Source organism: Plantactinospora sp. DSM 117369 (assembly GCF_053764795.1).
This window is the reverse complement of record NZ_CM132446.1, coordinates 5,807,752-5,821,649: the sequence shown is the minus strand read 5'-3', so window position 1 is coordinate 5,821,649 and position 13,898 is coordinate 5,807,752. Positions and strand designations below refer to the sequence as shown.

General features: G+C 70.1%; 10 protein-coding genes. 7 read left to right on the top strand and 3 right to left on the bottom strand.

Going from position 1 to position 13,898, the window contains the following annotated elements:
* Positions 1-77 precede the first annotated feature (77 nt).
* The 3 genes from ACSMXO_RS25405 to ACSMXO_RS25395 form a co-directional block, all read right to left on the bottom strand.
* Positions 78-266: a hypothetical protein gene (locus tag ACSMXO_RS25405; protein ID WP_455414066.1), complete on the bottom strand. Its 189-nt coding sequence runs from the start codon at positions 264-266 to the stop codon at positions 78-80.
* Between the two features lie 158 nt (positions 267-424).
* On the bottom strand, positions 425-2,908 hold the full coding sequence (locus tag ACSMXO_RS25400) for a LamG-like jellyroll fold domain-containing protein (RefSeq protein WP_455414065.1): 2,484 nt from the start codon (positions 2,906-2,908) through the stop codon (positions 425-427).
* Between the two features lie 2 nt (positions 2,909-2,910).
* Positions 2,911-3,693 (bottom strand): FadR/GntR family transcriptional regulator, encoded by a 783-nt coding sequence (locus ACSMXO_RS25395; RefSeq protein ID WP_346262341.1) that lies wholly within the window; start codon positions 3,691-3,693, stop codon positions 2,911-2,913.
* 143 nt (positions 3,694-3,836) lie between these two features.
* Between ACSMXO_RS25395 and ACSMXO_RS25390 the strand changes: the two genes are divergently transcribed.
* The 7 genes from ACSMXO_RS25390 to ACSMXO_RS25360 are packed head-to-tail and all read left to right on the top strand — an operon-like array spanning position 3,837 to position 13,885.
* Entirely contained in the window at positions 3,837-6,002 is a 2,166-nt protein-coding gene (locus ACSMXO_RS25390) for a dipeptide ABC transporter ATP-binding protein (RefSeq protein ID WP_455414064.1), read from the top strand.
* Entirely contained in the window at positions 5,999-6,907 is a 909-nt protein-coding gene (locus ACSMXO_RS25385) for an ABC transporter permease (protein ID WP_455414063.1), read from the top strand. Before ACSMXO_RS25390 ends, ACSMXO_RS25385 begins: the two co-directional genes overlap by 4 nt.
* On the top strand, positions 6,908-7,855 hold the full coding sequence (locus tag ACSMXO_RS25380; RefSeq protein WP_455414062.1) for an ABC transporter permease: 948 nt from the start codon (positions 6,908-6,910) through the stop codon (positions 7,853-7,855). It abuts the gene before it with no gap.
* A 33-nt stretch (positions 7,856-7,888) separates the two neighbouring features.
* Positions 7,889-9,439 (top strand): ABC transporter substrate-binding protein, encoded by a 1,551-nt coding sequence (locus ACSMXO_RS25375; RefSeq protein ID WP_455414061.1) that lies wholly within the window; start codon positions 7,889-7,891, stop codon positions 9,437-9,439.
* A gap of 31 nt (positions 9,440-9,470) precedes the next feature.
* Positions 9,471-10,400, top strand: coding sequence for a dihydrodipicolinate synthase family protein (locus tag ACSMXO_RS25370; RefSeq protein ID WP_455414060.1), 930 nt, complete (start codon positions 9,471-9,473; stop codon positions 10,398-10,400).
* Entirely contained in the window at positions 10,400-11,851 is a 1,452-nt protein-coding gene (locus ACSMXO_RS25365) for a sulfatase-like hydrolase/transferase (RefSeq protein ID WP_455414059.1), read from the top strand. Before ACSMXO_RS25370 ends, ACSMXO_RS25365 begins: the two co-directional genes overlap by 1 nt.
* 48 nt (positions 11,852-11,899) lie before the next feature.
* Positions 11,900-13,885: a LamG-like jellyroll fold domain-containing protein gene (locus ACSMXO_RS25360; protein WP_455414058.1), complete on the top strand. Its 1,986-nt coding sequence runs from the start codon at positions 11,900-11,902 to the stop codon at positions 13,883-13,885.
* The last annotated feature ends 13 nt before the right edge of the window (positions 13,886-13,898 follow it).

The following is a 13,898-nucleotide window of genomic DNA, read 5'->3' as shown; positions in this document are numbered from 1 at the left end:
GCCCTTCGCGCCCAACCCGCCCGGCACCGGCACGCTCGCCGGAGCGGTTACCTGTCAGGGCAACCCCGTCGCCGACGTCACCATCGCCGTGGCCGGCCAGTCCACCATGAAGCTTCCGGTTGCCGGTTGGCCTCGGGCGCCAGCGGCTTGGTGTTGTCGAGCCAGCGCACCAGCAGCTCGTGCGTTCGGGTGCCGACCTCGGATCGCTCGGCGGCCAGGTCGGCCCGGTCGTCAGGACTGGCGACCGAGGGCGGTCGTACCTCCACGTCCAGTGAACCTTTTTCAACCTCCCCTTGCGGTCCGTCGGAGGCGAGGTCCGCCGCGGTGTGTGAGCGCCGCGCAGTTCAGGTTGAAAAAGGTTCAGTGCAGGTACGACCGTATCCACTCGAAGCGCGCTCGCGGTTCCCGAACGACGTGGCTCGGGTCAGGGTGCCGGGACGTTGGTGTCGTTCAGCGGAAGGTGCAGGGCTAGTCCGTTGGTAGGTGTGGTGTTGTCGGCGCGCATCGCGTCGAGTTCGGCGTCCGACAGCGCCCGGCTGTACAGGTGCAACTCGTCGAGGGCACCGGTGAACGTGTCGGTGCCGTCAAGCTTTTCGCCGAGGTGGATGCCCTGAACGCCGTCTGTGTGGCCGGCGGTGAGCGATCCCGTTGGGGCTGGTGCAGTGCCGACGTTTTCCCCGTCGATGGAGAGGATCAGTTGGCTGTCGGTACGGCGCAGGGCGAGGAAATGCCAGGCGTTGTCGGCGTATGCCTTGTCGGTGTCGATGCGGACGACGCCGGTGGGGGTTCTGGCGGATGTGGTGATCGTGTTGTTGGCGGGATCGGCGCGGATCCACAACTGGCTGTTCGACTCGTTGACGCCGTAGGCCCACAACAGTGTCTGCCTGGCGGTGCCGCCGGAGTACTTGACCCAGGTGGTGATGGTGAACTGGGATGATCCGAGGTTTGTCGCGTTGCTGTACGGGATGTGGACCCGGTCCTCGACGCCGTCGAAGGTCATCGCGTTGCCGAACCTGCCGGGACCGGGCACCGCCTGCCGGACGAAACCGTCGTTGTTGTTGGCCGAGGTGTCGTCGGTGGTCTTGAAGTTCGGGTGGAACGGCAGCCGCAACAGTGCGCCGGGGACGTTGACGGCGTTGTTGGCGTGGATGCGGTCGATCTCGGCTTCGGTGAGCGCCCTCTGGTAGAGCCGAACCTCATCCAGTGACCCGGCGAGGTGCTGGGCACCGTCGATTCGCTGTCCGATGTCCATCTGGAACGGTCGGCCAGGGCTGACCGTACTGGTCGGACCGGTGGCTGTGCCGGTGAGCGTGCCGTCGACGAACAATCGCAATGTGGTGCCCTGTCGCTGGAACGCGATGTGGTGCCACGTGCCGTCGTTGTACGCGCTGCTCGACATGACCGAGCCGCCGTTGGCGCCACTCTGGACGCGGCCCTGGATGCGGTTGCTCCCCGGTTCGGCCCGCAGCCACATCTGGGAGCGGTCGTCGCCGACGCCGTACGCCCAGAAGATCGGGTGGTTGCCTGTGGTGGCGTTGTACTTCAGCCACGCCATCGTGGTGAAGTCGGCGTCGTCGACCGCGAGCGACTCCGCGAACGGGACCTGCACGTGGTCGTCGACACCGTCGAGGGTCACGCCTCCGTCGAACCGGCCGTCGCCGCCGTGCGTCGTGCCCCGGATGCGGGCAGTGTTGCCCAGCCCGGACGTGTCCGGGGTGCCGGTGCCGCCCGAGTAGTCGTCCGGCAGGCCGAGGTCCGCTTCGGTGAACGTAGTGAACCGGACCTCGTGGTGGGACACCTGTCCCTCGTCGCCCGCTTCGAAGGCCAGGGCGATCCTGCCGTCGGGCAGCTCCGCCATGCTGGTATAGCTGGCGGGACCGGTGTGGATCGTCTGGCTGTCGGAGTCGTTGACGCCCTGCCATGTGCGGCCCTCGGTGTAGCTCGACCGGATCACCATCCGATGGCGGTCCTTCGTGTTGCTCCCGGCCCGTTCCCGGTATTCGGCGGGGGAGGAGAACAGCACGCGGTCGTACTTGTCACCGTCCAAGGTGGACCGCAGGCGCAGTACGGTGCCGTACACCTTCGGCGCCACCAGGTTGTCGACGACCTGGAACGGGCCGGTGAACGTCTCGCCGCCGTCGGCGCTGATGCCGAAGGTCTTGGTGTCGCCCAGGTCCTCGGCGCCCTGGTTGCGCGCCATGACGTAGATGGCGCCGTCGTTGCGCTCGAAGATGCTCGGTTCGCCCGACCACTCCCCGGTGGACGTGGCGCCACGAGTCCAGCTCACGCCGCCGTCGTCGCTGTAGATCAACTGGGTCTTCTGCGGTGTCGTGTCGAGCCACATGGCGACGACCAGCCGCCTGGCATGTGGTCCGTGCTCCAGTTGGATGCCGTGGCTGGGGCCGGGGCGGGTCACCCACGGGTACCTGGCGGTCTCCGGCCATGTCTGGCCGTTGTCGTCGCTGGTCAGCACGTACGATACGGACTCGTCGAAGTCGGTGTCCGAACCGTCGCGGACGAACAGCATGATGTTGCCGGTGCGCTGGTCGACGACGGGAGTCGCGGAGAGCATCCTGCCGTCGCCCTTGGGGTTGGAGCGGATCTTCACCAGCGGACCCCAGGTGCCGTCCAGGGCCCGCCGCCGCATCACGATGTCGGTGTGGGTCAGGTCCGGGCACTCGCCTGTTTCGTTCCGGTACTTCGCACTGCCGATGGCGATGAGAGTGCCGTCACGGGCGGGCACCAGCTTGGCACCCCGGATGCAGTCGTATCCCCCCATGCCCCGGGTGAACAGCACCGTCGGGTTGGGGATCGCCGCATCGGACGATGCCGGCGGCGCAACCACCAGCAACGTGCTGGCCATCAGCAGCAGTACGGACAGTCTGCTCCACAGCGCGCGGGATCTCACGGTCAAACCTCCAATGTCGGGGCGGAACCTGATTCCGTGGGTGTCTCTGTGGGCGGCGGCGTCTTCGCCGGCGGGTCCTCGGTGAGTTTGGACTCGATGCCGATGTAGTGGTCCTGGATCGCCGTACGCGCCTGGTCCGGGTCGCCGCTGAGGATCGCGTCGAAGATGGCGGCGTGACCGTGGTAGGCATCCATCGGCGTGCGACCGCGTGACGGTGGCGCCGCGGCGTGGAAGGCGAGCCAGAACTGGTCGAACAGCCTCAGCAGCATCCCGTTGCCGAGATCGCGGAACAGCAGCTGGTGGAACTGGCGGTCCTGCTCGGCGAAGCCCTCCCCCTGTTCGGCGAGCCTGCGCATCGTCTCCAGGTTTTCCCGCAGCGCGGCGACGCTCGTGGGCGACATGGCCCGCATCGCGTCGGCGACCAGGTTGGCCTCGAGGGTCTTCCGCAACGCGACCAACTCCCGCAGGGCCCGATAGTCCTGCATGAGGCCGTAGGGGAGGTGCTCGAGCAGCGGAGTGAAGGAGAAGTCGCATACGTAGACGCCGCTGCCGCGTCGCGTCTCCAGCACACCGGTGGACTCCAGCGCCTTGACCGCCTCGCGGACCGAGTTGCGACTGACCCCGAACAGCCGGGCAAGCTCGGACTCGGGCTTGAGCGGGTCACCGGGGCGCAGCCGCTGTTTGAGGATGTAGTTCCTGATCTCCTGCTGCACGACCTGGTGCAGCGGAGGGGTGTTGCCAAGCCGCCGGAACTCCGGCTGCACGTCGTTCTGCCGAGTTGCCACGCTGTCGATCGACCTCCCGTTCGCGCCAACTTGTAGGATATCTTGCCACCCTTGACACCATGATCGGGTGCCGCCTACGGTAACGAAATCTGTAGGACATCTTGCAGCAACGTGCTGGCATCCCCGGTGCGAGGAGGTCGTCGGTGTCAGGTGGAGCCCTGGATGGCGTGGTCCGAGACGTGATCGCCCACAGCGGCACCACGCCCGTCGTGCCGGATCGCGGTGCCGGCCAGCCGGTGCTGAGCGTGCGCAACCTGGTCGTCGAGTTCTCGACGCCGGCGGGTGTGGTGCGCGCGGTCGACGGGATGAGCTACGACGTCTACGGCGGCGAGACGCTCAGTGTGGTGGGGGAGACCGGTTCGGGCAAGAGCGTCTCGGTGCTCGCCGCGCTGGGCCTGCTCCAGGCGCCGAACCTGCGGCGGGTCTCCGGCGAGGTGATGCTCGCCGGCGTGGATCTGCTGAGCCTGCCGGAGGCGGCGCTCCGGCGGCGGCTCGGACGTGACGTGGCGATGATCTTCCAGGACGCCATCTCCGCCCTCAACCCGGTCCAGCGGGTCGGCGACCAGATCGCCGAGGCGCTGCGGGTGCATGACCGGGCCCTGCCGGCCAACACGGCGCGGGAGCGCGTCGTGGAACTGCTCGAGATGGTGGGCGTGCCTCATCCGCGGGCCCGCTACGACCAATACCCCCACCAGTTCTCCGGGGGGATGTGCCAGCGGGTGATGATCGCCATGGCGATCGCCAACCGCCCGACGGTCCTGATCGCGGACGAGCCCACCACGGCGCTGGACGTGAGCGTCCAGGCGCAGATCCTCGACGTACTCCGGCTGGCGCGGGAGGAGACCGGCGCCGGCGTCGTACTGATCACCCACGACCTCGGAGTGGTCGCCGAGACCGCCGACCGGGTCGCCGTGACCTACGGCGGTCGGATCGTGGAGACCGGCGAGGTCACATCGATCTTCAGTCGGCCGCGACACCCCTACACCGCCGCCCTGATGCGCGCGCTGCCCCGGCTCGACAGCACGGCGGAACGGCTGCTCCCGATCCCGGGACAGCCGCCCGACCTCACCGAGATACCGCCGGGGTGTGCGTTCGCGCCGCGCTGCCCGACTACTCGCGGCCGCAGTGTCTGCGTACAGACCCGGCCGGAGTTGCGGGCCGACGATGCCGGTACCGGCGCGAGCGCCTGTCACTTCCCGGACGAGGCGGCGGCGCGGCCCGGCACGGGAGACGGCGCGGCGGCACTGGGCAGCGACGTGGCGCAGCCGGTGGCCGCGCCGGTCGGTGCCGGCGAGGCAGCACCGGAGTCGGCGGTGCCGGTCCTGGAGGTCCGGGACGCGGTGAGCTGGTTCCCGGTGCGATCCGGGGTCTTCGCGCGGGCGACCGCCTGGGTGCACGCGGTCGACGGGGTTTCGCTGCGTATCCCGGCCGGGGGAACGCTTGGCCTGGTCGGCGAGTCCGGCTGTGGCAAGACAACTCTTGCGCGGCTCGTCCTGCGGCTGGTGGATCCGACCGGTGGGCAGGTCCTCGTGGAGGGCGACGACGTCGGGCGGGCGGGCCGGGCCGGCCTGCGGCGGATCCGGCGGCGCGCGCAAATGGTCTTCCAGGATCCGTACGCGTCGCTGAACCCGCGCCTGACCGTCGGTGACAACGTTGCCGAGCCGCTGCGGCTACAGCGCCTGCCCCGCGCGCGGCGCCGGGAAGACGTACGCGAGCTGTTCAGCCGCGTGGGCCTGCGGCCGGAGCACGTCGACCGGTTCCCGGCGGAGTTCTCCGGCGGCCAGCGGCAGCGGGTGGCGATCGCGCGCGCCCTGGCATCTCGCCCCCGGCTGCTGATCCTCGACGAGCCGGTGTCCGCCCTGGACGTGTCGGTGCAGGCGCAGGTGCTGAACCTGCTGGCGGACCTGCAGCGGGAGTCCGGGATGGCGTACCTGTTCGTCAGCCACGATCTTTCGGTCATCCGCCAGGTCGCCGACCAGGTCGCGGTCATGTACCTCGGGAAGGTCGTCGAGTCCGGGTCGGTGACCCGGGTGTACGACGACCCGCGCCACCCGTACACCCGTTCGCTGCTGGCGTCGGTGCCGGTACCGGATCCGGTCGGTCGCGAGACCCGGCGCCGGGTGCCGTTGGGCGGTGACGTCCCCAGTCCGGTGAGCCCGCCGTCGGGGTGCCGCTTCCGGACCCGGTGCCCGATCGCGGCGGCCCGTTGCGCCGAGGAGGAACCGTTGCTCCGTCCCGTCGCCGGTGGACACACGGCCTGCCACTACGCCGACGAAGTTCCCGATCTCGTACCGCAGGTGAGCGCATGAGCGCGCCAGCCGCCGAGGCTTCCATGGTCGCGCCGCAACGGCGCCGGCTGGCGGCGGCGCGCCGGTTCGCCCGGTCCCGGTCCGCCGTCGTCGGTGCGGTCGGGTTGGCCACGCTCGCGGTGATGGCGCTGCTCGCGCCGATCGTCGCGCCGTTCGACCCGGCCGCGCAGGGCGGCGAGCCGTTGCTCGGCCCGTCCGGGACGCACCTGCTCGGCACCGATCAGCTCGGCCGGGACATCGTCTCCCGGATGATCTACGGTGCTCGCGCCTCACTGCTCGTCGCGGCCGGTGCCGCCGCGGTCGGCGCGGGCGTCGGGGTCCCGCTGGGGCTTGTCGCCGGGTACCTGGGGCGGTGGGCCGACGCGGTCGCGATGCGGGTGGTCGACCTGCTGCTGGCGGTGCCCGGGATCCTGCTCTCGCTGGTCATCATCGCGGTGCTGGGGCCGGGCCGGCTCAACCTGATCCTGGCGATCGGGATCGGCGCGATACCGGAGTTCGCCCGGCTGACCCGGGTGGCGACCCTGGAGGTGCGCGAGCGCGACTTCGTGCTGGCGGCCCGTGGGATGGGCGCGAGCACGCCGGACACGATGACCCGCACGGTACTGCCGAACGTGCTCGGTCCGGTCGTGGTCCAGTTCGTCATCACCGCGTCGATGGCGATCGTGATCGAGGCGGGGCTGAGCTTCCTCGGGCTCGGTACCCCACCGCCGGCGCCGTCGTGGGGCGGCATGCTCCAGGACGCCCGTTCGTACCTGTACCAGAGCCCGACCTATGGACTGTTCCCGGGGATCTGCCTGGCCGCCACCGTGTTCTTCCTGGAACGGATCGGGCGTGGCCTGCAACGTGCGGTCGGTGGCGGCGGGCCGCGCTCGGCGGAGCGCGGGATCGGCAGAGGAGCGGTGTAGATGTACGGCTACCTGGTTCGTCGGCTGTTGCAGTTCGCGGTGGTGCTGCTGCTCGGCTCGGTCGCGGTGTGGGCCTTCGTGTTCCTGCTGCCCGGCGACCCGGCGACGGTGTTGATCGGCCCGGACGCGAGTGATGCCGAGTTGGCCGCGATCCGCGCCCGGATGGGGTTGGACCAGCCCTTCCTGGCGCAGTACGGGGTCTGGCTGGGCCACGCGCTCACCGGTGACCTCGGCACGTCGTACTACTCGGGCCAGCCGGTGCTCACCGAGCTGATGGACCGGATCCCGGCGACGGTGCAGCTGGCCGGTTTCACGCTGGTGCTCACGCTGCTCATCGCGGTGCCGGTCGGCATCGTGGTGGCGCTGCGGCCGTACTCGGTCGTCGGCCGGGTCCTCCAGGGCTACCTCACGGTGGGCCTGGCGGTGCCGGCGTTCTGGCTCGGTCTGCTGCTCATCATCGTGCTCGCCGTGCAGTTGCGATGGCTGCCCGCCTCCAGCGATTTCGTGCCGGTGTGGCAGAACCCCGGTGCCGCGCTGCGCAGCACCATCCTGCCGGCGGCCGCCATCGCCGTGCACACCTCCAGCGTCACCGCCCGGTTCCTCGCGAACTCGCTGGGCGAGGTGATGGGCAAGGACTACATCCGTACCGCCCGTGCCAAGGGCGTGCCGGAACGGGACGTGATCCGCCGGCACGCCGTGCGGAACGCCGCACTGCCGACCGTCACCGTCGTCGGGCTCCAACTCGGCAGCTTTCTCGGCGGCACCGTCGTCATCGAGGCCGTCTTCAACTACCCCGGACTCGGGCGGCTGCTCTACACCGCTATCGGGGAACGCGACTACGCCCTGGTCCAGGGCGGGGTGCTGTTCGTCGTCGCCACGTTCCTGCTGCTGAATCTCCTGGTGGACGTGGCCTACGGCGTCCTCGATCCGCGTATCCGACTCACCTGACATCCACCCCACCCCACTTCAGAGGGCATCCCCATGGGCATTTCTCCGCGACAGTCCCGCCTCGTTTCCCGCCGCGCGCTGCTACGGACCGGCCTGGCGGCCACCGGCGCGCTCGCCACCGCGCCGCTGCTGAGCGCCTGCGGTTCCGGCGACAACGGGAGCACCGGTGCCGGCACCGGCAAGCTCACGCTCGGTACGACGAAGATCATGCAGTTCGACCCGTACCTGACCAACACCGACATCCATATCCATGCCTTCTACACGTACCTGGTCGACTACCCGACCGACGGCACGTACCAGGCCATTCCCGCCGGAGCCGAGAAGTGGGAGTTCGCCGCCGACCACGCGTCGGTCACCGTCACCCTGCGGGAGGCGAGGTACCACTCCGGTGCGGCGGTCAGCGCAGCGGATGTCGTCGCCGGCATCAAGCGGGCGCAGAACCCCGACACCGCATTCACCCTCGCGCAGCCGTCCGCGTTCATCGCCACGGCCACCGCGGTCGACGACCGCACCGTACGCGTCACCTTCAAGGCGCCCACCCCGGAGTCGCTCGTCATCGACTGGATGTTCGCGTTCCCGCTGATTCCGGCGGACAAGAACACCCCGACCCAGCTGGAACACGAGCCGGCCGGCTCCGGGGCGTTCCGGCTCGGGGAGTTCCAGCGCAACCAGCGCCTGAAGCTGACGAAGAACCCCGACTTCTACGATGCGGGCAAGCCGTACCTCGACGAGGTCGAGTACCGGTTCTTCACCGACGAGGACGCGTTGGTGGCCGCGCTGGAGTCGGGGTCCGTCGACGGCGCCGCATACATCGGGTTCCGGCACTCCGAGCGGCTCAAGGGTCGGTTCACCCTGGTGGAGGGCGGCGGCCGGATGACCCTGTTCTTCATGAACGCCACCATCCCGCCCTTCGACAACAAGCTGCTGCGGCAGGCATTGGCGCGGGCCATCGACCGCGAGCGGATCATCAAGCAGGTCAACTTCGGCATCGGCGACCCCATCTACACGGCGTTCATGCCGCCGTCGCCCGCGTTCGACCGGGCCTACCTTGACTCGCACGGGTTCGACCTGGACGCCGCGGCCGCGATGCTGGCGCAGTCCGGTGGCGCGCGCAAGGCGGTCGCGGGCGTCGCTTCGGGGACCGTCGCGGTGGAGGCGCTTCAGATCATCCAGGCGGACCTGAAGAAGATCGGGTTCGAGTTGGAGATCGCCCCGCAGGAGGAGGCCGCGTACCTCGAGGCGTTGTTCGCCAGCAAACTGCAGTGCACGGTCGCCAACCAGCCAAACAACCTGCAAAGCCCGTCGCTGATCGCCCGAGGCCGGCAGATGCTGCCGGGCAAGGAGAACACGACGTTCCGCGACAGGGTGCCACCCGCGTACGTCGACGCGGTGGCCGCGGCCGGCTCCGCGATCACGCCGGCGGACCAGAAGGCCGCGTACGCGGCGCTGAACAAGGTACTGGCCGACGAGTCCTGGGCGATCGGGATCTCCACCCAGCCGTCGCTCTTCGCGCTGCACAAGCGAGTCACCGGCCTGGCCACCGATCCTCGCGACTTCGTCACCCTCGTCAACACGAGGGCCTGACCCGCCCCACCGGCCAATCGAAAGGAACCCCATGACAGCGTTGCGCTACTCCACCGACGGACCGGGAATGGCGCTGCTGACCGCCGTGTTCACGCCGTTCGACGAGGCCGGCGAGCTGGCCCTCGACACCGTCGCGAAGCAGGCGGACGCGCTGCTCGCGTGGGGGTCACCGGCGGCGTTCGTCGGCGGTACCGCCGGAGAGGGCGCGGCGCTGTCGACGGCCGAGCGGATGGCGCTGGTCGAGCGGTGGTGCGAGGTCGCGGCCGGCCGACTGGACGTCATCGTCCATGTCGGACACGCGAGTCTCACCGAAGCGCGCCGGCTCGCCGGCCACGCCGAGCAGGTGGGGGCGAAGGCGATCTCCGCGGTCTCCCCGTACTTCCACCGCCCCGAGACGGTGGACGCGCTGGTGGACGCCTGCGCGGCCATCGCCGAGGCCGCCCCGACACTGCCGTTCACCTACTACCACATCCCCTCGATCACCGGGGTGAACCTGCGGGCCAGCGACGTGCTGCTGGCGGCGCGGGAACGGATCCCGTCGTTCGCCGGTGTCAAGTTCGCCGCCAACGACATGGTGGACCTCCAGCGCTGCCTGCACCTGGCCGGCGAGCAGGAGGTCTATGTCGGTGTCGCCAAGCTGGTGCTCGCCGCCTGGCAGTGGGGGGCACGGGCCGCGATCGGCTCGGTGTACAACTTCGCCAGTCCGCTGTTCCAGCAGATGCTCGCCCACGCGGCCCGCGGCGAGTTGGCTAGGGCGCAGGAGTGTCAGCTCCGCGCACAGCAGGTCATCGATGCGGCGGCGCGGTCGGGCGGCGAGCTGCCCGGATTCAAGGCACTGGGGTCGGTCTTCGGCGTCGACTGCGGACCATGCCGGCCGCCGTTGCCGTCACTCGACCCGGAGCAGCTGGCCGCGCTGCGAGCCGAGGTGACCGGGCTCGGATTCGGTGTCGGCGGCTGCTGATGGCACCGAATGTACTGGTCATCCAGGCCGATCAGTTCCGGGCGGACTGCCTCGGTGCGGCCGGCAACCCGGACGTGCGTACCCCGCACCTGGATCGGTTGGCCGGTGACGGGGTCCGGTACCGCAACGCGTACTGCCCGTTCCCGGTCTGCACCCCGTCCCGGTACTCGCTCCTCTCCGGCCTGCATGTCCGCCAGCATGCCGGCTGGACGAACCGATGCACGCTCGCGCCTGGTATCGACACCTTTCCCCGGGCGTTGCGCCGGGCCGGGTACCGGACGGCGGCGGTCGGCAAGATGCACTTCACGCCGACGTACCTCGACGTCGGTTACGACCATCTCGAGCTGGCGGAGCAGGACGGGCCCGGCCGGTACGACGACGACTACCACCGGGAGCTGGCGGCGGCTGGGCTGGCGCCGGTGGCCGACCTCGTCGACCAGGAGCAGGAGTTCCGCGCGACGGCACCACGGTCGTACTGGGAGACGTACGGCAGCGGCCGGTCGGACCTGCCGGAGGAGTGGCACTCCACCACCTGGATCGGCGAGCGGGCGCGGAAGGTCGTGGCCGGCTGGTCCGGCGGCGGTGGCGACCTGCTGCACGTGTCGTTCGTCAAGCCACACCACCCGTTCGACCCACCGGCCGGCTGGGACACGATGTACGACCCGGCGGCACTGACACCGTTGCCAGGATGGACGGACGCCATCCCGCCCGCCGACCAGCGGTACCGGCAGCGGTACTTCGACTACGAGCCGCTGACCCTGCCACTGCTGCGGCGGGTGATGGCGCACTACTACGCCACCATCTCGCACCTGGACCACCAGGTCGGACTCCTGCTCGACACGCTGCGACAGCGCGGGCTGTACGACGACACGCTGATCGTCTTCACCGCTGACCACGGCGAGTACCTCGGCTTCCACCACCTGCTGCTCAAGGACGGGCCGATGTACGACCCGGTGGTGAAGGTGCCGCTGCTGGTCAAGTTCCCGGGGTGCCAGCGTGGCGGCGAGACCGCCGACGGGCTGGTCTCACTGATCGACGTCGCCCCGACGGTCCTGGCGACCTGCGGAGTGTCACCGGCGACGCCGCTGCCGGGCCAGGACCTGACCGACCCGGCCGCCGGGCACGATTGCGTCTTCGCTGAGGACCGCAGGCAGGAGGCCGCCGGCATGGCCCGCACCGGCCGGTACAAGCTGCTGTGGTCCGACGCCGCCGGGGAAGCCCTGTTCGACCTGGCCACCGATCCGTACGAGCTGACCAACCTCGTCGACGACCCGGCGCACGCCGACGCGCTCCGGCGGTTGCGCGAGACCGTGGCGCGGTGGGCGCTGCACGAGGCGACTCCACCGACCTATCTGGATCCCGCCGCTCCGTCGCGCGTCCAGGTCACTGACGACGACCGGGCCGCGCGGCGGGAACTGTTCGCTACCGCGGTCGCACGGCACCGTCCCTGACGCGCGATCCGCACGAACACCCTCATCCCCACGAGGAGAGTGACGATCGTGACCATCCCTGCCAGGCGCCTTCTTCGCAGACCCCGATACCAGGCGGCGCTGCTCGCCGCCGGGCTGATCGCCGCGGCAGCGCTGATCCCGGCCCAGGCGGCGGCCGATGCCGTGGCGGCGGCGGCCGACCCGTTGGAGGCGAAGACCACCGTGCTGTTCTCCACCCCGTACGTGCCCGCCGGGTGCTACCGGATCCCGGCCATCGTGCGGGCCGTGGACGGCTCGTTGCTGGCCTTCGCCGAGCGCAGGATCCACACCTGCGCCGACAAGTCCCACATGGACCTCGTGGTGCGGCGGCTGCCGCCCGGCGCCACACGGTGGCTGCCGATGGAGACCGTGCAGGGGTCCACGCTGGAGGCGCCGGCGACCTGGGGCAACCCGGGACCGGTGGTGTACCGGAAGCTGCCCGGCGCCCCGGCCACCAGCGTCCCGGACGGCCGGATCGTGCTGATGAGTACGCACAATCCGGTGGACCCGGCCACCCCCGGCAGGAACCACGACGGCTACCCGCGCACCCCGTACGTGCTGCACAGCGACGACAACGGGGTGACCTGGAGTCCGGCGCGCAGCCTGTACGAGGAGCTGGACGACCCGTCCTGGGGCCACATGCAGACCGCGCCGGTGCACGGCATCCAGCTCACCCGTGGCGCGCACGCCGGCCGGCTGGCGGTCGGCGTCAACTACCGCGTCGGCTCGATGTTCGGCCTCATGATCGCCTACAGCGACGACGCCGGCACCACGTGGCACAAGGGCGCCCAGGTCGAGTACCCGCCCGCCGCCCGGCAGAACGTCGGGGAGCTGAGCCTGGTCGAGCTGGCCAACGGCGACATTCTCGTGTGGGGTCGGCAGAACACCAACACGGGAACCCCGGAGGAGCTGGCCGACCCCAACGTGGTGCCGCACCGGTCGATCGCGATCAGCAAGGACGGCGGCGAGACCTACCACAGCGGTTACACCAACCTGCCCGGGTTCGAGGCGCCCCCGATCCAGTCGGCGTCGTTGCGGACGGACGCGACCGACGAGGGCGACGCGTACAACCGGATCCTCGTCTCATCGCCGTCGGTGAACCAGGAGCCGCGGATCCGGCCGACGGTGCGGTCGTCGTTCGACGAGGGTCGTACCTGGCAGGGCGTGGATACGCCGCTGGACTCCACCGACGAGGGTGTGCAGGTGTACGGCACCAACGACCGGAGCGTCCCGGTGCAGGAGTGCGCTTGCTATGGCGGCTATTCCGACATGGTGGAACTGCCGGGCGGTGACGTCGGGTTGCTCTACGAGCGCGGTACCACCGACTACCGCTCGGAGATCGCCTTCGTCCGGCTCGACGACCGCGACCTGCACACCCCGGCCACCACTCCGGACGTGCGGGGCCGGTCGGCGCTGGTGTTCGACGGCGTCACCACCACCCGTGGTGTGTACGGCCGGGCGTTCGCGTTCGACGGGCAGCGGGGCCGGGTCCAGTTGCCGTACCGGACCGCACCGGTGCTGGGCACTGGTGACTTCACCGTGTCGACCTGGCTCAGGTACGACGACGACACCAGGGACCAGGCCATCTTCTGGGCGTACGGCCAGGATGGCGAGCCGCAGGTGTGGTTGCGGGCCGAGCCGGGCAGTGATCGCATCCGTGGCATGGTCACCACCGCTGCCGGATCGGTGGCCGTCACATCCACCGGCGCGTACGCCGACGGGGCGTGGCACCACGTGGCGCTGCGCCGGCAACGCGGCACGGTCGCCCTGTTCGTCGACGGCGTGCGGGTCGGCTCCGGGTCCGGCGCCGCCGGTGCTGTCCACGGGGACGATCCGACCCCGATCTACCTCGGGCAGCGCCCCGACGGGGCGAACCGGTTCCACGGCAGCATGGACGAGTTCCGGATCTACGACCGCGCGCTGAGCACCGCCGAGCTGACCTGGTTGCGCATCAGCAACACCAACGGCATCCCCGGCCGCACCGCACACCTGCCGATGAGCGTCATCGTCCGATGAACGCCGTCGTCCG